Source organism: Sphingomonas sp. VDB2, from assembly GCF_047946695.1.
Lineage (GTDB): Bacteria > Pseudomonadota > Alphaproteobacteria > Sphingomonadales > Sphingomonadaceae > Sphingobium > Sphingobium bisphenolicum.
The window spans coordinates 3108960-3129014 of sequence record NZ_CP159615.1; the positions used below are offsets into that span (position 1 = coordinate 3108960).

Sequence of the window (20055 nt, forward strand, 5' to 3'; positions counted from 1 at the left end):
GAGACGGGGGGAGGGGCCGCGCATCTGCGCCCAGCCGAGAGGGAAGTGCATGACCATCCTCGTTACCGGAGCTGCCGGATTTATCGGCATGCATGTCGCCGACCGGCTGCTGGCGCAGGGTCATGCCGTGGTCGGTATCGACAATATGAACGATTATTATCCGGTATCGCTGAAACGCGACCGGATTGCGCAGTTGCAGGCGGCCCATGGTCGGCTCTTCACCTTCCACGAACTGGATTTCGCTGATCTCGACGCGCTGCATGCCGCCCTGGCCGATCAGGTGATCGAGGCGATCGTGCATCTGGGCGCGCAGGCCGGGGTGCGCTATTCGCTGATCAACCCCCACGCCTATGTCCGCTCCAATCTGGCCGGCCATGTCAACATGCTGGAACTGGCGCGGGAGCGGCGGGTGCGGCACCTCGTCTATGCATCTTCTTCGTCGGTCTATGGCGGCAACGACATTCTGCCTTTCCGGGTGGAAGATCGCGCCGACCATCCCGTCTCGCTCTATGCCGCGACCAAGCGCGCCGACGAACTGATGAGCGAAACCTATGCCCATCTCTTCCGTATTCCGATGACGGGGTTACGCTTCTTCACCGTCTATGGCCCCTGGGGCCGTCCCGACATGGCGATGTGGATCTTCACGGCGAAGATATTGGCGGGGGAGCCGATCCCGGTGTTCAACCACGGCCGGATGCAGCGCGACTTCACCTATATCGATGATATCGTCGCCGGCATTGTCGGTTGCCTCGATCATCCCCCCGCCGACGATGGCGCAATCAAGGCCGGCGGCAGTCGGGCGCCCCACCGGCTCTATAATATCGGCAACAACCGGCCCGAAGAATTGATGCATCTGATCGCCGTGCTGGAAGACGCCCTGGGCAAAAAGGCCGCGATCGACTTCCAGTCGATGCAGCCGGGCGATGTTCACGCCACTTATGCAGATATCAGCGCGATCTCGCAGGATATTGGTTTCGCGCCGACAACGGGAATCGAGTCGGGCGTGCCGCGATTCGTCCAATGGTATCGCACCTATCATGCGGAACGATGACGACATGATGCAATGCGGATAGGAAATAGGAAAAGGTTCCACGGCTCGTCGCTATAAATAATCAGTTCACCTTAACATGGTCCTGATATTGCCCGCTTACCTGCGGCAATTTTTCTTTCGCACTTGCAAAATACATTGCCATAAGTGCCTGAAACAGCGTAAGCCATGCTCCCATGCTGGTTGCGAAATCAGCTAGGGGTCGCGGAACGAGGGAAAGGCGACACATCGAATACGATGGTTCGTCGCCGTTGATCCGGCCGGGTGATCTGGTCGTGAGAAACGGATAAAAGGGCAAACGCGTGTCGACACCAGCTTCGAAGATTGTACCGTTCGGCTCAGGCGGCCGTATCGTCGAGACTGCATGCCGCAGTCTTTCGATCGCAGCCTCAGGGCTGAATGCGCTGGAGGCCAAATTCTCGGAACGGGAATTTGCCGCTACCTTCCTGCGCGTGATCGGCGTGATCATGAAAGTGCGCGGCCGTGTGATCGTCACCGGCATCGGCAAGAGCGGCATCGTCGCGCGCAAGATGACGGCGACGCTCACCTCTACCGGCACCCCGGCCATTTTCCTGCACCCGGCGGATGCAGGGCATGGCGATCTGGGCATGATCACCCCGGATGACGTCGTGTTGATGCTGTCCCATTCGGGCGAATCGACCGAACTCGGTCCGATCATCCATTATTGCAAGCGCTTCGCCATTCCGCTGGTGGCCATCACTGCGCAGGAGCAAAGCACCGTCGCCATGGCGGCCGACATGTGCGTGCTGATGCCCGAAGTGGAGGAAGCCTGCCCCAATTCGCTCGCCCCCACGACGTCGACCACGGTGCAGATGGCGCTGGGCGATGCGCTGGCGATTTCGCTGATGGAGATGCGTGGCTTTTCCGCCGACGATTTCCATAAATTCCATCCCAATGGCCGACTCGGCGCGCAACTGGTCAAGGTGCGCGAACTGATGGCCACCGGCGACGACGTCCCGATGGTGCGGGAAGACGCCTCGCTGCTCGACGCGACCATCGAAATGACGCGCGCGCGCCTTGGCGGGACGGCGATCGTCGACCGTAACGGCCGGCTGATTGGCGCCTTCACCGATGGCGACCTGCGCCGCACCGTAACCGGCAAGCAGAATCTGACCGAGGCCGTGGGCCGGTCCATGACGCTGACCCCGTTTGCGGTCGGCCCCGATGAACTCGCGTCGGAAGCGATGCACCTGATGCATGAGCGCAATATCATGTTGCTGTTCGTCTGCGAAAATGGCCGTCTGATCGGCGCGGTCCATATGCACGACCTGCTCCACGCCGGGGTTGCCTGAGCCTTCTCGTCGTCATTCCCGCGCGGGCGGGGTCTTCCCGCCTGCCGCGCAAGCCGCTCAGGCTGATTGCCGGGCGGACGCTGCTCCATCGCACGATCGCGATGGCACGCGCGGCGATTGGTGCGCGCGAGGGCATCGCCCTGACCGTTGCAACCGATGACGAGGCGATCGCCGACCATGCCCGCGCTGTCGGCTGCGATGCGGTGATGACCGATAGCGCCATCGCCACAGGTTCGGGCCGCGCGCTCGCCGCGGCGCAGGCCCAGCCCTCGCCACCGCGCTTCGTCGTCAATCTCCAGGGCGATTCGCCCTTCCAGCCCGAAGGAGCGCTCGGCGCGGTGATCGCCGCGTTGCAGGACGGCGCGCCGGTCGCCACACCGGTCATCGCGCTGGATTGGCCCGCGCTCGATGCGCTGCGCGAGCATAAGGCGCGATCTCCCTTCAGCGGCACCACCTGCGCCCGCGCGCCCGATGGACGCGCGCTGTGGTTTTCCAAGGCGATCATCCCGGCGATCCGCAATGAGGACAAGCTGCGCGAAACCGATCCCCGCTCTCCGGTCTGGCGGCATGTCGGCCTCTACGGCTATGCGCTCGACGCATTGGAGCGGTTCGAAGCTTGTCCGCCGACGGTGCTTGAAAATCTGGAGGGGCTGGAGCAGTTGCGCCTGCTCGAACTGGGCATATCGGTCATGACCGTGGCGGTCGATCCGCCGCGCTTCGACAGCAGCGGCATCGATACGGAGGCGGACATCAGCCGCGTCGAAGCGCTGATCGCCGTCTATGGCGACCCGACCCCGCCGCTCTGATCGTCCGCCCGCCATCATGCGCCGCATCTTCATCCTCCGCCACGGCAATACCTTTGCCAGCAGCGCCGACGCCTGTCGCGTGGGCGCCCGCACCGATATCCCGCTGGTGGACAGCGGTCATGCGCAGGCCGGCCGGTTGGGCGACTGGTTCGCGCGCCAGGCGCTGCGGATCGACCGCCTCCTGTCCAGTCCGCTGCTGCGCGCCCGCGAAACGGCCGATCATATCGCCGCCGCGACTGGCCATGCCCCCGATGGTGCGCGCGACTGGCTGGGGGAGATCGACCATGGTCCCGACGAAGGGCGGCCGGAGGCGGCGGTGCTGGCCCGGATCGGTGCGCAGGCGCTGGCCGACTGGGACGAGCGCGGCATCGCACCCGATGGCTGGATCGTGGATGCCGACGCCCGCATCGCCGCCTGGCGCGCCTTCTTCGCGGAGGGCGGCACGGGCGTGGACCTGCTCGTCACGAGCAATGGCGCGGCGCGCTTTGCTTTGATCGCGGCGGGCCTGCCGCTCGGCGCGCTGAAGTTGCGGACCGGGGCTTTTGGCGAACTGGCCGTCGATCAGGATGGTGGGGTCACGCTGGTACGCTGGGACGAGCGACCTTAGAGCATCGTGCGGAAAAGTGGGAACCGCTTTTCTGCTTGAAACGATGCGACAACAAAAACTTAGAGCGCGCGACGTGCGTCGGATTTAACGCAGCGTGCTCCAGTCCTTTATCCGCACTCCACCGTGACATGCTCCATGCGCGGGAGCGCACGCACCCGCGCCCTTACCTTGGGCGCGTCGGCGCCGGGGGCCAGGCTGATGATCGCGGCATGGGCATGGGGGCCGATGCGCCAGACATGCAGGTCGCGGATGGTGGCGCCTTCGGCTTCCGCCTGCGCGCGCACCCGCGCCATCAGCGCCGGCTCCGCCGTATCGAGCAGGATCGCGGCGGTGTCCTTCATCAGGCCCCAGGCCCAGCGTGCGATCACCACCGCGCCCAGCAGGCCGACGGCCGGGTCCATCCACCACCATCCCAGATAGCGCCCCGCCAGCAGAGCGCCGATGGCCAGCACCGACGTCAGCGCGTCGGTCAGCACATGCACATAGGCGGCGCGCAGATTATTGTCGGCATGGCCATGTCCATGGTCATGGCCATCATCGTCATGCCCATGGTCGTGGCTATGATCGTGGCCCAGCAGCAGCGCGCTGATGATGTTGATGATCAGGCCGACGACCGCCACCAGTGTCGCCTCGCCAAAAGCGACGTCGATCGGCTGGAACAGGCGCAACCCCAATTCGACCGCGATGAACAGCGCGGTCACGCCCAGCAGCAGCGCGGAGGCGAAGCCCGACAGGTCACCGACCTTGCCGGTGCCGAAGGTGTAGCGCGGGTTGCGCGCATGGCGCTTGGCATAGCCATAGGCGGCTGCCGCCACCGCCAGCGCCCCGGCATGGGTCGCCATGTGGAATCCGTCCGCCAGCAGCGCCATCGACCCGGTTATCCAGCCGAAGGCGATTTCCACCACCATCGTCGCGGCGGTCAGCCAGACGACCCACAGGGTCCGTTTCGCATTCTGGTCGTGTCCGGCCGACAGGTAGATATGGTCGAAATAATGGCTGTCTTCGCCATCGTCGGCCATGCCGGCAGGGCCATGGTCGTGGCCATGATCGGCATCATTATGCCCATGGTCGTGATGGCCATGCCCGTGATGATCCTGCCTGTCGTCGTCGTGCATCGTCATTTCCCGTAACGGCGGATAAGCGCCAGCATTTCCTCGGTCGCCGCCTGGCGCGCTTCGTCGGACAGGCCCGGACGGGCGACATGTTCGCGCATATGCTGCTCGATCAGTTCCTCCATCAGGCTGCCCACCGCGCCGCGCACCGACGCCACCAGCTGCAATGTTTCCGAACAGCCGGCGTCGCCGGACAATTGCCGCTCCACGGCGGCGACCTGTCCCGCGATCCGGCGCACCCGCGCCAGCAATTTATCCCGATCCGCTATGATGTGCATAGGATACCCCCCTATACTATAATTGCGGAAAAGCAAGAGTGGATCGGGATGCGCCGCTCCCCTATCAGGGGCGCCATGACGAGCGATCTGGACTGCGACCTGGCGATCATCGGCGGCGGCCTCGCCGGCGGGCTGATCGCGCTCGCCTTCGCCGCGTTGCGGCCGGAGGTACGGCTGCTGCTGGTCGAACAGGGGGAGCGCCCTGGCGGCAATCATCTCTGGTCCTTCTTCGACGGCGATGTCGCGTCCGCCGATCGCTGGCTCATCGATCCGCTTGTCGCCCATCGCTGGCCGCAGGGCCATGCCGTGTATTTCCCCGGCCACAGGCGCGATCTGGCGACGCCTTATAACAGCGTGACTACTGTCCAACTGGCTGTCGCTCTCGAACGCCAATTGGGCGATCGCCTGCTGACCTGCGCGACGGCGGATGCGGTCGATCCCCGCGCCATCCACCTGATCGACGGTCGGACAATCCGGGCACAGGCGGTGATCGACGCGCGCGGGGCGGGGGATTTGTCGGCCCTGCGCTGCGGCTGGCAGAAATTCGTCGGCCATGCCATCCGCTGCGACGATCCCCATGGCATAAACCGCCCGGTCATCATGGATGCGACAGTCGACCAGATCGACGGTTATCGCTTCGTCTATCTACTTCCTTGGGACGATCGCACTCTCTTCATCGAGGACACCTATTATAGCGATACGCCGGACCTCGACGTACCCGCGCTAGACGCCCGCATCGCTGCCTATGCGCAGGCAAAGGGGTGGCATGGCGAGGTGGTCCATCGCGAACAGGGCGTCCTGCCGGTCGTGCATGGCGGCGATTTCGAGCGCTACTGGCCAAAGGACGACCCGGTCGCCCGCGCCGGGGTGCGCGCCGGCCTGTTCCAGCCGATGACCGGCTATTCGCTGCCCGATGCCGTGCGCTTCGCGCTCTGGCTGGCAAATCAGCCGCTCGACGGCCTGCCTGCCGCGACCCGCGCTTATGCCAAGGCGCACTGGCGGCGCGGCGGCTATTACCGGCTGCTCGGCAGGATGCTGTTCGGCGCCGCCATGCCCGATCAGCGCTGGCGCATCTTCGCCCGCTTCTATCGGCTGCGCCCGGACCTGATCCAGCGCTTCTATGCCGGTCGCTCGACCATCGCGGACCGTATCCGCATCTTGTGCGGACGGCCCCCTGTACCCATAAGGGACGCCATGCGAACATTATGGAACCCGCCCGCCTGATGACCAACAGGACCGCGATCGTCATCGGCGCAGGCTTTGGCGGCCTGGCGCTGGCCATCCGCCTGCAATCGGCCGGCATCGACACCACCCTGGTCGAAGGCCGCGATCGCCCCGGCGGGCGCGCCTATATGTGGGAAAAGGACGGCTTCACCTTCGACGCCGGACCGACCGTCATCACCGACCCTGATTGCCTGGCCGAACTGTGGCGGCTGTCGGGTCATGACATGGCGCAGGACGTCACCCTGATGCCGGTGTCGCCCTTCTACCGTCTCAACTGGCGCGACGGCACCAATTTCGATTACAGCAATGACGAAGCCGCGCTCCGCGCCGAAATCGCCAAGCTCGATCCGGGTGACGTCGCGGGCTATGAACGCTTCTGCGACTATGCCGCTGGCGTTTATGAGGAGGGCTATCGCAAGCTCGGTTCGGTCGCCTTCCTCGACTTTGCCTCGATGATCAAGGCGGCGCCCAGCCTCGCCAAATATCAGGCCTGGCGATCGGTCTATTCGGTCGTCGCCAGCCATGTGAAGAATGAAAAGCTGCGCGAGGCGTTGTCCTTCCACACCTTGCTGGTCGGCGGCAATCCGATGAAGACCAGCGCCATCTACGCCCTCATCCACAAGCTGGAAAAGGATGGCGGGGTCTGGTTCGCGAAGGGCGGAACCAACCGGCTGGTCCATGGCATGGCGACCCATTTCGAACGGCTGGGCGGTACGCTGCGGCTGGGCGATGCGGTCACCCGGATCGAAACCTATGGCGACAAGGCGACGGCCGTCCACACCGCCTCGGGCTGGCGCGGGGAGGCGGACGCGATCGCCACCAATGCCGACCTGATGCACAGCTATCGCGACCTGCTCGGCCATCATCCGCGTGGCGTGAAGCAGGCCGACAAGCTCGGCCAGAAACGCTGGTCGCCCAGCCTGTTCGTCCTCCATTTCGGGATCAAGGGTAGCTGGCCCGGCATCCCTCATCACATGATCCTGTTCGGTCCCCGGTACGAAGGGCTGCTCACCGACATTTACGATCATGGCGTGCTGCCGCAGGATTTCTCGCTCTACCTGCACCATCCCACGGTCACCGATCCGTCGATGGCGCCGGACGGCCATTCGACCTTCTATGCGCTGGCCCCGGTGCCGCATATGGGCAAGCTGCCGATCGACTGGGACCAGTTCGGTCACGCCTATGCCGAACGCATATTGGACGAGATCCAGCATCGGCTGATCCCCGACATCCGCTCGCGCATCGTCACCCGCTTCCATTATGCGCCCAGCGATTTCGGACGCGACCTCAACGCCCATATGGGCAGCGCTTTCAGCCTGGAGCCGCTGCTGACCCAGAGCGCCTGGTTCCGCGCACATAATCGCGACGATGTCATTCCCAACCTCTATCTGGTAGGGGCCGGCACCCATCCCGGCGCGGGCATCCCCGGCGTGGTGGGCAGCGCCAAGGCGACCGCGGCGCTGATGCTGGACGATTTACGATAGAGGGGCATGACCCCGCGGACGGACATAATGAAAAGACTGGCTGTATATTGCGGATCGGCGACCCCCGCCGACCTCACCTATATTGACGCGGCGCGCCATGTCGGGCGGACGCTGGCGGAGCGCGGCATCGGCGTCGTTTATGGCGGCGGGCGCTTGGGCCTGATGGGCGCGGTCGCCGACGCGGCGCTGGAAGCGGGCGGCGAGGTGATCGGCGTGATCCCCGAAGCCCTGGTCGGCGCGGAGGTCGCGCATCGCGGCTGCACGGAATTGCATGTCGTCCAGACGATGCACCAGCGTAAACAGCTCTTCACCGACCTGTCGGACGGCTTCGTCACCCTGCCGGGCGGCGTCGGCACGATGGACGAATTGTGGGAAGCGATCAGCTGGGCGCAGCTGGGCTATCATAGCAAGCCGGTTGGCCTGCTCAATGTCGCGGGCTTCTACGACCAGTTGATCGGCTTCAACCGGCAGATGATGGAGGCGGGATTCATCCGCGCGCAACATGCCGGTATTCTGATCCACGAAGATAGTATCGAGGCACTGGTCGACGCCATGGCCGCCTATCAGCCGCACGAGACGATCTTCGCGATGAAGGCAGACAGGCTCTGACGGTATAAAAACGCATCCGTTCGCGTCGAGCGAAGTCGAGAAGCGGTTGGCGCGTTCCCTGTGCTTCTCGACTAGGCTCGAAACGAACGGTCGTTGGGTGACTTTCCTTGCAAGGCAGGGCATGTCTCGCCGCATGTCCTCTTCAATCCCCGACCGCCCCGCCCTCGTCGCCCACGCCTGCGACAGCATCGCGCGCGGCTCCAAATCCTTCGCCATGGCATCGAAGCTGTTCGACCGGAAAACCCGTGAGCGGGCCTGGTTGCTCTACGCCTGGTGCCGCAAGTGCGACGATATCGCCGATGGCCAGGATCATGGCGGCGCGATGACCAGCGTGTCGGATGCGCAGGCCCGTCTGTCGATGATGCGCGTGCTGACGGACAAGGCGCTACGCGGCGAACCGACCGGCGACCCGGCGTTCGACGGCTTCGGTGTGGTCATGCGCGAATGCGCCATCCCCGAACGCTACGCCCACGACCTGATCGAAGGATTCGCCCTCGACGCGCGCGACTGGCGGCCGCGCAGCGAGGCGGACATGCTGCGCTATTGCTATCATGTCGCAGGCGCTGTCGGTTGCATGATGGCGGTGCTGATGGGGGTGGACCCAAAAGACCGCGCGACGCTCGACCGTGCCTGCGATCTGGGCCTTGCCTTTCAACTGGCCAATATCGCCCGCGACATCAGCGAGGATGAAGCGGCGGATCGCTGCTACCTGCCGCAATTATGGCTTGCCGAAATGGACATCCCGCCGGGCGAGCATATGAAGCCCTGGGTCAGGCCCCGGCTGGCGATTCTGTCCCGCCGACTGGCCGACATGGCCGCCGCCTATGAGGCCAGCGCCCGCCACGGCACCGGCGCATTGCCGCCCCGCGCCGCCTGGGCGGTGCTGGCGGCCGCCGGCATTTACGGCGACATCGCCCGCGCAGTTGCGCGCCGCGGCGAGCAGGCCTGGGACCACCGCGTCGTCACCCCCAAGCGTGAGAAGCTGGGCTGGGTGGCGCGCGCGGCGGTGCAGGTGGCCGGCCGTGCAAGTCGCTGGCCGGCCGCTGTACCGCGCCCTGCGAGCCTCTGGACCCGCCCGGCCTGACGAAAAAAAAGGGCCGATGCTTTCGCACCGGCGCGTCCAAAAAAAAGGGCCGGTGCTTTCACACCGGCCCAAGGCATGTTCGCAGGAGGAACAAGGTGAGGCGGGCGGCCCTTGCCCGACAGGCGGGCCGCCCTGCCAATCTCAATAATTGTAGGCGCGTTCGCCATGCTCGCCGAGGTCCAGGCCTTCCAGTTCGACTTCCTGGCTGACCCGCAGACCAGTGACGGCCTTGGCGATGAAGATGGCGATGGCGGTGCCGATGCTTGCCCAGATAATGGTCACGACGACCGCTTCGACCTGAACCAGCAGCTTGGCGCCGATTGCATAGTCTTCCGCGCCGGGGCCACCGAAGGCGGGCGAGTAGACGATGGCGGTGCCGATGGCGCCGATCATGCCGCCGATGCCGTGAATGCCAAAGGCATCCAGCGAGTCATCATAGCCAAGCTTGGGCTTGAGGACGGTGACGGCATAGAAGCAGACGATTGAGGCGACCGCGCCCAGGATGATCGCACCGAACGGGCCGGAGTTGCCGGCGGCCGGGGTGACGGCGACGAGGCCGGCGATGATGCCCGAGCAGAAGCCCAGAGCCGAACCCTTATGACCGTTCAGCTTTTCGGCAAGCATCCAGAACAGGCCGGCGGAAGCGGTGGCGACGAAGGTGTTGATCATGGCCAGAGCCGCCGAGCCATTGGCTTCCAGCGCCGAACCGGCGTTGAAGCCGAACCAGCCGACCCACAGCAGGCCGGTGCCGACGCCGGTCAGGACCAGCGAGTGCGGGGCCATCGGCTCCTTGGGGAAGCCGATGCGCTTGCCCAGGATGATGCAGGCCACCAGCGCGGAGACGCCCGCATTGATATGGACCACGGTGCCGCCCGCAAAGTCGAGGGCGCCGGCCTTGAAGAAGTAGCCCGAAGCCGCCCAGACCATGTGTGCGATCGGGAAATAGACGATCGTCAGCCAGACGGCCGCGAACACCATCACGGCCGAGAATTTGATGCGTTCGACCACCGAACCCAGCACCAGCGCCACGGTGATCGCGGCGAAGGTCATCTGGAAGCAGATGAAGACATATTCGGGGATTTCGACGCCTGCGGTGAAGGTCGCAGCCTGCGAAGCGGGCGTGACGCCCTTCAGGAACGCCTTGTCGAAGGTCGAGATGAAGTTGGAAAGGCCGCTGGTGTAGTCGGGGCCGAAGGCCATCGAATAGCCGTAGATCACCCAGATCAGCATCGCGAGGCACGCGGCCGCGCCGATTTGCGTCATTACCGACAGCATGTTCTTGCTGCGCACCAGGCCGCCGTAGAAGAGGGCGAGGCCGGGCAGGATCATGGCCAGGACCAGAACGGTGGAGGTCATCATCCAGGCGACGTCGCCCTTGTCGACCGTGGCGGCGGGCGCCGCCGCGTCCTGCGCCCAGGCAGGCAGCGCGGCGAACAGCGACAGGCCGGTTGCCCCCGCTATCCCGCAAAGTTTCTTGGAAAAGGTCATTATTTCCCCCTTCTTACAGCGCGGTTTCGCCGGTTTCGCCGGTGCGGATGCGCACGGCCTGACCGACATCGAGGACGAAGATCTTGCCATCGCCGATGGCGCCCGAATTGGCGGCCGCCTGGGTCGCTTCGACCACACGCGGCGCAAGGTCGTCGTCGCAGACCACCTCGATCTTGATCTTCGGGACCATATTCGTCGAATATTCGGCGCCGCGGTAGATTTCGGTCTGCCCCTTCTGGCGGCCGAAGCCCTTCACTTCGCTGACCGTCATTCCTGCGATGCCGAGCGAGGAGAGTGCCTCGCGGACATCGTCAAGCTTGAACGGCTTGATGATAGCCATGACAAGTTTCATGTCGCCCCCTGTTACTGGTGTGCGAGGGCATACTCAGCAAGAGGCGTGCCAAAACGCTAATGACGCGTTAATGCGGGCTTGGATCGCGGCCGCCTATGGTGCAGCGCCGAAAAAATGAGCAGCAGCCATTCTCTGCCTAAAAAATGGGCAGATTTTTTACCAGCCAGCACCCTTGGCCGCCGCGTCTGCCTCTTCCGGCAGCGTTTCGCGGCCCAGAGCGGCGTTGCGATGCGGGAAACGGCCAAACCGGGCAATGGTTGCATGGTGCTGACGCGCAAAATCGAGCGACCGTTCGTCGCCTGTGCCTTCGAACAGGGTTAGCGACAAATCCTGATCCTCGATCGCCTCGCTATGCTGGAAGGGCATGTAGAAGAACAGCCGGCCTGCCCCGCCGATCTGGATATCATAGCCGTGCGCGATGGCGCCGCGCGCCACATCCCTCGCCAGCGCATCGGTGGCGAAGGCCTGCGCCGTTCCGCGGAACATATTGCGTGGCATCTGGTCGAACAGCAGGACCGCCGCCAACGCATCATCGGCCCGGTCGAGAAAGGTTTCGGGCGGCAGGGCCCGCCTGTCTTGCCATGTTTGACGATATTGCCGGGCGCATTGCCGGTCGAGCGACGGATCGTGGCTCCACCAGCCGGCTTCGCCTACCTGATTGAACCAGAAATCCAGCAGCGCCGCGGCCCAATCTGCGGTCACTGCATCATGGCTGTCGGTCAGCATGTTCATCCAAGTCCAATGACGGACGGCCGCTTAGGTTCCCGCCACTCATATGTGAAAAGGCTCCGGTCGCCGCGCTGCCGTACGGAGACCCTGGCTTGTTACGTCGCCGTGCCGCCGACCGTCAGGCCTTCCATCAGCAAGGTCGGCTGGCCCACGCCCGCGGGCACGCTTTGCCCGCCCTTGCCGCACATGCCGATGCCTTCGTCCAAGGCCCAGTCGTTGCCGATGCCGGCCACCTTGGTCAGCGCGGTCGGGCCGTCGCCGATCAGGGTCGCGCCCTTGATCGGATCGGTCAGCTTGCCATTCTCCACCTTATAGGCTTCGGTGCAGGAGAAGACGAATTTGCCCGATACGATGTCCACCTGCCCGCCGCCGAAGCTCTTGGCGAAGATGCCGGACTTCATGCGGCTGAGCAATTCGGCCGGATCGTCCTGCCCGCCCTTGATGAAGGTGTTGGTCATGCGCGGCATGGGGGCATGGGCGTAGCTTTCGCGACGGCCGTTGCCGGTGGGCGCGACGCCCATCAGCCGGGCGTTGAGCCGGTCCTGCATATAGCCCTTGAGGATGCCGTCTTCGATGAGGATATTTTCCTGCGTCGGCGTGCCTTCGTCATCGATCGAGAGCGAGCCGCGGCGATTGAGAATGCTGCCGTCATCGACCACCGTGACGCCGGGCGCAGCGACCCGCTGGCCCACCCGGCCGGAAAAGGCACTGGTGCCCTTGCGGTTGAAGTCGCCTTCCAGGCCATGGCCGATCGCCTCATGCACCAGCACGCCTGGCCAGCCGGGGCCGAGCAACACGGTCATTTCGCCCGCAGGCGCCGCGATCGATCGCATATTGACCTGCGCCTGGGCCAGCGCTTCGTCGATGGCGCGGTTCCAGACGGCGCGGTCCATCACTTCGTCATACAGATAGCGCCCGCCAATCCCGAACACGCCGGTTTCGCGGCGGCCATTTTCTTCCAGGATGATGGAGACGTTCAGGCGGACGAGCGGACGGATGTCGGTCGCGGTGAAGCCGTCGGCACGGATGATCTCGACCACCGACCAGCTGCCGGCCAGGCTGACCGACACCTGCGCCACACGCGGGTCGCGGGCGCGGGCGGCGGCATCGATCTCGGCGCACAGCTTCACCTTTTCGGCGAAGGGGACGATCTCCAGCGGGTTGGCGTCGGTATAGAGGTGGCGATTGGTGCGCTGGGGCGGCGGCGCGGGCGGGCTGCTGGCCGGATCGAGCAGGGTCAGCGTCTGCGCCGCCTTGCGGATCGCCGCTTTGCTGATGTCATTGGCGTGGGCGAAGCCGGTCATTTCGCCCGATACGCCGCGCAGGCCGAAGCCCGCGTCGGTCGAATAATCGGCGGTCTTGAGTCGTCCGTCGTCGAAGCCGAAGCTCTCGCTTGCCCGATATTGCAGGTAGAGTTCGCCGTCGTCACAGGCTTTCAACGCCTCGGCGGTCAGGCGCCGGGCGCCATCGGGATCGAGCAGACCCGCACGATAGAGCAGGCCGCGGGCGTCAGTGAAGCCGGGGGTGAACAGGGGAGCGAGATCGGTCATGCCGCCCGATATAGGGGCGGCGGTCCCCAAGCCCAATGGAAATTTTAGAGGCTGGCGCCCGATGCGATATCCGGCTTGGTCACGATCTCGCCATTGTCGGCCGCGCCGCCGATCAGCACGAAGCGCCGGTCGCAATAGCCGCAATCGACATAGCCATGTTCGTCGATCTCCAGGAAGACGCGGGGGTGGCCAAGCGCGGCAGGGATATCTCCGCTACCGTCGCAGGACACGCGGGATTTGGAGACTCGGAGGATTTCGGGCGGTTGGATCATGGGACGCGGGATTAGCAGCGGCCGCGCTGCGCCGCAATATCCGCCGTTACATCAATGGCAGGCGATGGCGGGTGCACGGCCTGGGGCCGTCCGCCTTGGCCGCTTTGGCGACGGAATGCCAGCGTGTGCAATCGCTGACCGCTATCACCGCCAGCGGCGACAGCATCAGCATGAGAGGCATGAACGTGCCGCCGAAGAAAGCTGCGAATGGCATGCAGTAACAATGCGATATCCATGCTTGCTGCACGATGAACGTTACGGATGCGGATTGATGGCGGCGCGCGCCCGCGCCCGCCTGTTTCGCCGTAAGCGGTGCTTGGGACCGTGTCTTCATCGGTAAAACTGGTGGGCGATGACGGGCTCGAACCGCCGACATTCTCGGTGTAAACGAGACGCTCTACCAACTGAGCTAATCGCCCCCTATCGGGAGAGCGCCTATCTACGGCAAAAAGCGCGGCGGTCAAGGGTGGAAGGACATGATCAGGCGCCGAGCAGACGGCGGCTGGCGCCGAACCAGCGGGTGAGCGCATCGGCAGCCTCCTGCGCCAGAGCGATGAAGACGCGGCGGCCATCATGCGGGTCGGCATGGCGCTCCACTAGTCCCTTGTCGGTGAGCGTGCGAATCCAGCGCAAAGCGGTGGTGGGTGGTACGGCGGCGGCGATGCAGAGGCTCGACACCGATACCCGCTCATGGTCCAGCCGGGCGGCAAGCAGGTCCAGCATCATGTCCCAGGCCGGATCGGCGAACAGATCGCCGGGCAGGAAGTCTGCGCGGATGCGCCTGGCGCGCAACAGGTCGCGGACCTGGGCGGCGGTGATCGCGGGCGCGGCTTTCTCCGCCGTCTGGGCCAGCGACCCGACAGTCGCGCCGATCGGGGCCAGCGCAGGCATCCCGATATAGTCGCTCGGCCGATCGGAAATGCGCGGGCCCAGGTCGAAGCTGGGCGTCGCCATCCGCGTCCGCTCCGTGAGCGCGTCTAGCGTGCGGGCGAGGCGGCCTACCTCCTCGCTCAACTGCTGGAGCCGGGCGCCTTCCCGGTCGACTTCATGGACATGGCCGACGACCGGCCGATGTTCGCCCGCGGCGACCAGCGCCGCGGCCAGTTCGGTGCGGTCGGGATCGCAGAGCAATTGCGTATGCGGGCCGCGCAGGCAGGCGAAGGCGAGTTCCACCGTTTCCCACCCGGCGACCAGGATCACCGCCATGCCATTCTGGATCGCCTGAGTTTCGAGCTGCACCAGCAGCCGTTCCAGCAGCGGCGTCATGGCCGGGCAGAAGAACAGGACCGTGTCGCACTGGGCCTGAAGGTCGAGCCGGACCGGGGCGTCGGCCAGCGCGGTCACGCCCAGCAGGCGGAAGCCCGCCGCCGCGGCCACCGGCGCCAGGTCGGGCGCGTCCATCCGGTCCGCGATCACCAGCAGGCTGGCGCGCTCGTCGCGCGGCGCCAGCGGGGTGGCCTGGCCGGTCAGGGGGTGGGCGTAGGAGAAATCTTCCATCATGATCCGAATCCTGTTCTACCTTCGTTCCGGAGAATAAAGCAAGAACGGATCGTTTCAGCCCCACACAATGCCCGTTATGGATAGGGTCTGGAGCAAAGCCGCCTCAGGGTTGCGCGCCGCGCCCATCTGGCGCGATCTTTCGTCCAGCTTGTCGCCGTTTTGGCGGGAGAATGCAGGAAGTTTCCTATCCTCCCAACAAAGGATGAAGCCACCTCCATAATGGAGTCAATTGTCACACCGCCGTCGCGCGGGCGAAATCGAGGTAGAGCGCGCGCAGTCGCATCGCGACCGGGCCGGGCGTGCCGTCGCCCACTGCCAGCCCGTCGATCCGGACCACCGGCAGGCACAGGGTCGAGGCGCTGGTGATGAACGCCTCCTTGGCGGCCAGCGCTTCATCGACGGTGAAGGCGCGGCGGATGACGGCGATGCCGCTTTCCTCCGCCAGCGCAGTGAGCGCCGCGCCGGTGCAGCCGGCCAGCACCGACTGGCTGTAGGGGCGGGTGACGATGCCTTCGTCGGTGACGATGAAGGCGGTGGACGATGCGCCTTCGGTGACGAAGCCGTCCTCGACCATCCAGGCTTCCTGCGCGCCGGCGTCCTTGGCGGCCTGCTTGGCCATGGCCTGCGCCAGCAGCCCGACGCTCTTGATGTCGCGCCGCGCCCAGCGCAGGTCGGGCATGGTCGCGACGGCGATGCCGGTCTGCACGCCGGGCAGATCGACCAGCACCTTGTCCTGCATGAACATGAACAGGGTCGGCTGGATGCCGGGCGAGGCGATGAAGTCGCGGCTGGCGTCGGCGCCGCGGGTGATCTGGAGATAGACGAGGCCTTCGGTCAGGCCGCTGCGGGCGACCAGTTCCTTCTGCGCGGCTTCGATGTCGGCCAGGCTGAGCGGCAGGGCGATGCCGATCGCGGCGGTGGAACGTTCCAGCCGGGCGAGATGGCTGGCGCTGTCGACCAGCCTGCCGTCGATCACGGCTGCGACTTCGTAAATGCCGTCGGCAAACAGGAAGCCGCGGTCGAGCGGGGAAATGCGGACGTCTTCGAGGGGCAGGAAGCGGCCGTTCAGATAGGCGATGGCGGTTGAGGCGGACATGGGGGCGGGTGCGATCCTTATCGGGTGGGTTTGGCCGCCGCTTTTGCCGGTCGGGTCTGCGGGGTCAAGGGGTGAGGGGCAAGGACCGTCGCGGTCGGGTCACGCATCGAAGTTCACACCGTCGCTGGCGTTTTTTCGGGGACTGAGGATTCGAGAATGCGACGGAATGGCGTGGGTGAGGCAGGGCGCGCGTCGCGGTCAGGCCTCGGTTGAGTCTCGCATAGGTATAGCGGACGCGTCACCTGGGTCACGCCTACGCGCCTGTGACGCGCCATCCGGGTCACGGGGTATGGGATGGGGTGGGAGACAGGGCGTTGTTGCATCCCGCAGGGTAGATCAGAGAAAATCCTACATTGGAAGTGTTGGTTGAGGGAGGGATGTCGAGGTAAGGGACGCGTCGTGGAACGACCATTTTTGGACGAACGAAGATGATTCGGCGCTCCCCGAAAGCGGACGTTGCGTGCATCTGCATTCTGGATGACAATGGCGTCATGAGCCAACGCTTCCTCGGTCGGTCAGCCGTCACATTGATAATTATGCTGTTGCTCAATGCCAATCGGCCGGTGTCTGAATGGCAGGGGTTCTCGAACCGTCCCATCGGATTTACAACGAGATGCGCGGCTCGTGTGCTGAGTCAATTTGGCCATGTCGTTAGCGAGACGGGACGCAAGCCCGAGGGTGGACTGATCCGGTTGATGCTCCGTGCCGCACCAGACACGAAACGCTCGCCACCTGTCCTGATGGCCTACTTTGACGGCGACGCTAATTTTAGTTCGGTCTTCATGGAAGCGAGCAACCGTCGCGTTGCGAATGCGGTTTGGAGGGGGTTCAAAAGGCAATGTGGATTGCCGCATGGCAGCTAAATAGGTTTTTTGCGTCAAAGCTGCCCTTCCGCTCCCCACCCAAATCGGCCGCCAACCGTCGTCGCTTAACTCGCAGCCAACGGCTCCGCGCAAACGCGCCCTACGCCGCCTTGCCCTTCAACGCCTTCTGCCGCCGCCTCTGCACCGACGAGCCAATCCCCAGCGCCTCGCGATATTTGGCCACGGTGCGGCGGGCTATGTCCATGCCTTTGGCGCGGAGCAGGTCGACCAGCGTGTCGTCGGACAGGATCGCCTGCGGGTCTTCGGCGCCGATCAACGCCTTGATGTGGCTCTTGACTGCTTCGGCGGAGACGGAACCGCCATCGCCGCCCGATGACGACACGCCGCTGGTGAAGAAATATTTCAGTTCGTAGAGGCCGCGCGGGCAGGACAGATATTTGTTGGAGGTCACGCGGCTGACGGTGCTTTCGTGCATGCCGATCGTGTCGGCCACCGCGCGCAGCGTCAGGGGCTTGAGGTGCGCGACGCCCTGCTGGAAAAATGCCTCCTGGCTGCGCACGATTTCGCTCGCCACCTTGATGATCGTCTTCTGCCGCTGGTCCAGCGCCTTGACCAGCCAGTTGGCGCTGGCGAGGCAGTCGGCCAGCCAGGCCTTGGCGCTCTTGTCCTGCGGTCCGGTGGCCAGTTCGACATAATAGCTGCGGTTGACGAGCAGGCGGGGCAGGGTGGCGCTGTTGATCTCGATGGCCCAGCCGTCCTTGGCCGGGCGCACGAACAGGTCGGGCGTGACCGGGGCGGCGCGATCATCGGCGAAGCGCAGGCCGGGCTTGGGATCGTAACCGCGCAACTCCGCGATCATGTCGGCCATATCCTCTTCGTCCACGCCGCAGATGCGGCGCAACTGGGGCAGCGCGCCCTTGGCGAGCAAGTCGAGATTGGCGAGCAGGCGGGCCATACAGGGATCGTGGCGGTCGGCTTCCTTGGCTTGCAGGGCCAGGCATTCGGAGAGACTGCGCGCGCCGACGCCGGTGGGATCGAATGTATGGATGACGCCCAGCACCCGTTCGACGTCGAACAGGGGAACGCCCAGGCCGTGGGCGGTCTGGAGCAAATTGGCCTCCAGATAGCCGGCCTCGCTGATCTGGCCGATCAACTGGGTGGCGATGAACAGGTCCATGCCTGACAAGGCGGCGCGGGCCTGCCCCATCAGATGTTCCTGCAGGCCGATGTCGGGCGCGGCGAAACTGTCGAAGTCGGGTGCATCTTCGCTATAGCCGCCCGACAGCGCGTCCATGCCGCCGCCGCTGGCGCCATGCGCGTCGGCCATGCGGTCTCCCGGTCCGTCGTCGATGAAGCTGTCCGCGCCATGATCGACGTCGAGCGGGCTGTCGGCGCCGCCCAGCCCCTGTGCGATCAGATCGTCGGTGGCGCCCGTTTCGGCGGAAAGCGTGGGGGCGTCCACGCTACGGTCGATGCCGTCGGGGGCGGTGGCCGCGTCTTCGCCGCCGCCCGATTCGAGCAGCGGGTTTTTTTCCAGCTCGCCTGCGACGAACGCCTCGATCTCCAGATTGGACAGCGCCAGCAGCTTGATCGCCTGCTGGAGCTGGGGCGTCATGACGAGCGACTGGCTCTGGCGAATGTCCAGGCGCGGCCCGAGCGCCATTATCGCGCTCCTTCGCCAGAACGCGCGAAAGAGCGCGTTCTGGTGCCGCACCGGCCCACACCCCCACCCGGCCGCCCACAGGCTACTGACGTCGGGCAACCGGGTGGGGGTGCGAGCCGGTGCGGCATGAGAAGAGCGCGCCCCCGCATCATATCAAAGCTGGAAATTCTCGCCCAGATAGAGGCGGCGGACGTCGGCATTGGCGACCAGTTCGGTGGGGTTGCCCGCGAACAGCACCTGGCCGTCATAGATGATGCAGGCGCGGTCGACGATTTCCAGCGTCTCGCGCACATTATGGTCGGTGATGAGGACGCCGATGCCGCGCGTCTTCAAATCCTTCACCAGATCGCGAATGTCGGCGATCGACAGCGGATCGATGCCCGCGAAAGGCTCGTCCAGCAGTACGATCGACGGGTTGGCGGCCAGTGCGCGGGCGATTTCGCAGCGACGGCGTTCGCCGCCCGACAGCGCCATCGCCGCCGAATCGCGCAGCCGGGCGAGGCCGAATTCGTCGAGCAACTGTTCTAGCCGGGCGTCGCGGGCGGACTTGTCCGGCTCGGCCAGTTCCAGCACGGCGCTGATATTCTGCGCGACCGTCATGCCGCGGAAGATGGAGGTTTCCTGCGGCAGATAGCCCAGGCCCAATATCGCGCGGCGATACATGGGCAAGTTGGTGATATCCTGCCCGTCCAGCACGATGCGGCCATGATCGGGACGGACGAGGCCCATGACCGAATAGAAGCAGGTCGTCTTGCCCGCGCCGTTGGGGCCGAGCAGGCCGACGACTTCGCCCTTGCCCACGGTCAGCGACACGTCGGAGAGGACGACGCGCTTGTCATAGCTTTTGGCGATCGAGATGACCGACAGGCCGTCGCTCACTTCCTGCGGGATTTGCGGGCGTTGCGCCGTCCGTTCCGGGGTCATCACGTCGTCCATGCGTCTTGTCCTTGCAGCCCTTTGACCAAGCATCCCTTGAATTTCGGAACGCATAGGGCGGTTGGCAAGCTTTGTGCATG

19 protein-coding genes and 1 tRNA gene are annotated in these 20055 nt (G+C 65.0%); 8 read left to right on the plus strand and 12 right to left on the minus strand.

All coding sequences use genetic code 11. The annotated features are described in order from the left end of the window. The first annotated feature begins 49 nt into the window (after window positions 1-49). The 4 genes from ABT375_RS15560 (at window position 50) to ABT375_RS15575 (ending at window position 3774) form a co-directional block, all read left to right on the plus strand. The gene (locus ABT375_RS15560; protein ID WP_416463252.1) at window positions 50-1051 is read left to right on the plus strand and encodes an NAD-dependent epimerase/dehydratase family protein; all 1002 of its coding nucleotides are present in this window, start codon (window positions 50-52) and stop codon (window positions 1049-1051) included. Window positions 1052-1350: 299 nt separating this feature from the next. Continuing rightward, a complete protein-coding gene (locus ABT375_RS15565) occupies window positions 1351-2361 on the plus strand; it encodes a KpsF/GutQ family sugar-phosphate isomerase (protein WP_224548020.1) in 1011 nt (336 codons plus the stop codon). Beyond that, window positions 2358-3167 (plus strand): 3-deoxy-manno-octulosonate cytidylyltransferase, encoded by an 810-nt coding sequence (locus ABT375_RS15570; RefSeq protein WP_416464916.1) that lies wholly within the window; start codon window positions 2358-2360, stop codon window positions 3165-3167. Before ABT375_RS15565 ends, ABT375_RS15570 begins: the two co-directional genes overlap by 4 nt. Before the next feature lie 16 nt (window positions 3168-3183). Beyond that, window positions 3184-3774: a histidine phosphatase family protein gene (locus tag ABT375_RS15575; protein ID WP_416464917.1), complete on the plus strand. Its 591-nt coding sequence runs from the start codon at window positions 3184-3186 to the stop codon at window positions 3772-3774. 107 nt (window positions 3775-3881) lie between these two features. Here ABT375_RS15575 and dmeF read toward each other — a convergent pair whose 3' ends face one another. Next, window positions 3882-4895 carry a CDF family Co(II)/Ni(II) efflux transporter DmeF gene (gene dmeF, locus ABT375_RS15580; protein ID WP_416463253.1) on the minus strand — a complete coding sequence of 338 codons (1014 nt, stop codon included), beginning with the start codon at window positions 4893-4895 and terminating at the stop codon, window positions 3882-3884. Then, entirely contained in the window at window positions 4892-5164 is a 273-nt protein-coding gene (locus tag ABT375_RS15585) for a metal/formaldehyde-sensitive transcriptional repressor (protein WP_224548024.1), read from the minus strand. The genes dmeF and ABT375_RS15585 overlap by 4 nt, the downstream gene beginning before the upstream one ends. A 75-nt stretch (window positions 5165-5239) precedes the next feature. Between ABT375_RS15585 and crtY the strand changes: the two genes are divergently transcribed. The 4 genes from crtY (at window position 5240) to ABT375_RS15605 (ending at window position 9565) form a co-directional block, all read left to right on the plus strand. After that, window positions 5240-6388 carry a lycopene beta-cyclase CrtY gene (gene crtY / locus ABT375_RS15590; RefSeq protein ID WP_416463254.1) on the plus strand — a complete coding sequence of 383 codons (1149 nt, stop codon included), beginning with the start codon at window positions 5240-5242 and terminating at the stop codon, window positions 6386-6388. Beyond that, window positions 6388-7872, plus strand: coding sequence for a phytoene desaturase (locus ABT375_RS15595; protein WP_416463255.1), 1485 nt, complete (start codon window positions 6388-6390; stop codon window positions 7870-7872). The genes crtY and ABT375_RS15595 overlap by 1 nt, the downstream gene beginning before the upstream one ends. A 27-nt stretch (window positions 7873-7899) precedes the next feature. Then, window positions 7900-8481 carry a TIGR00730 family Rossman fold protein gene (locus ABT375_RS15600; protein ID WP_416464918.1) on the plus strand — a complete coding sequence of 194 codons (582 nt, stop codon included), beginning with the start codon at window positions 7900-7902 and terminating at the stop codon, window positions 8479-8481. Window positions 8482-8614: 133 nt separating this feature from the next. Next, complete coding sequence (locus tag ABT375_RS15605) at window positions 8615-9565, plus strand: phytoene/squalene synthase family protein (RefSeq protein WP_416463256.1); 951 nt, start codon at window positions 8615-8617, stop codon at window positions 9563-9565. Between the two features lie 141 nt (window positions 9566-9706). Here ABT375_RS15605 and ABT375_RS15610 read toward each other — a convergent pair whose 3' ends face one another. From ABT375_RS15610 to lptB, 10 genes are all read right to left on the minus strand, one after another. Further along, on the minus strand, window positions 9707-11053 hold the full coding sequence (locus ABT375_RS15610; RefSeq protein ID WP_224548031.1) for an ammonium transporter: 1347 nt from the start codon (window positions 11051-11053) through the stop codon (window positions 9707-9709). Between the two features lie 13 nt (window positions 11054-11066). Beyond that, window positions 11067-11405, minus strand: coding sequence for a P-II family nitrogen regulator (locus ABT375_RS15615; protein ID WP_004209785.1), 339 nt, complete (start codon window positions 11403-11405; stop codon window positions 11067-11069). Between the two features lie 156 nt (window positions 11406-11561). After that, window positions 11562-12137 carry a DUF924 family protein gene (locus ABT375_RS15620; RefSeq protein ID WP_261935563.1) on the minus strand — a complete coding sequence of 192 codons (576 nt, stop codon included), beginning with the start codon at window positions 12135-12137 and terminating at the stop codon, window positions 11562-11564. A gap of 92 nt (window positions 12138-12229) precedes the next feature. Then, complete coding sequence (gene tldD / locus ABT375_RS15625; protein WP_416463257.1) at window positions 12230-13684, minus strand: metalloprotease TldD; 1455 nt, start codon at window positions 13682-13684, stop codon at window positions 12230-12232. 44 nt (window positions 13685-13728) lie between these two features. Then, entirely contained in the window at window positions 13729-13956 is a 228-nt protein-coding gene (locus ABT375_RS15630; protein WP_224548034.1) for a zinc-finger domain-containing protein, read from the minus strand. Window positions 13957-14299: 343 nt separating this feature from the next. Beyond that, window positions 14300-14375: transfer RNA gene (locus ABT375_RS15635), tRNA-Val, on the minus strand. A gap of 61 nt (window positions 14376-14436) precedes the next feature. Further along, on the minus strand, window positions 14437-15456 hold the full coding sequence (locus ABT375_RS15640) for a winged helix DNA-binding protein (RefSeq protein WP_224548036.1): 1020 nt from the start codon (window positions 15454-15456) through the stop codon (window positions 14437-14439). Between the two features lie 232 nt (window positions 15457-15688). Further along, on the minus strand, window positions 15689-16552 hold the full coding sequence (locus ABT375_RS15645; RefSeq protein ID WP_416463258.1) for a D-amino-acid transaminase: 864 nt from the start codon (window positions 16550-16552) through the stop codon (window positions 15689-15691). 963 nt (window positions 16553-17515) lie between these two features. Then, a complete protein-coding gene (rpoN, locus tag ABT375_RS15650; RefSeq protein WP_416463259.1) occupies window positions 17516-19039 on the minus strand; it encodes an RNA polymerase factor sigma-54 in 1524 nt (507 codons plus the stop codon). Between the two features lie 153 nt (window positions 19040-19192). Next, window positions 19193-19975, minus strand: a complete 783-nt coding sequence (lptB, locus tag ABT375_RS15655; RefSeq protein WP_224550164.1) for an LPS export ABC transporter ATP-binding protein — start codon at window positions 19973-19975, stop codon at window positions 19193-19195. Between the last annotated feature and the right edge of the window lie 80 nt (window positions 19976-20055).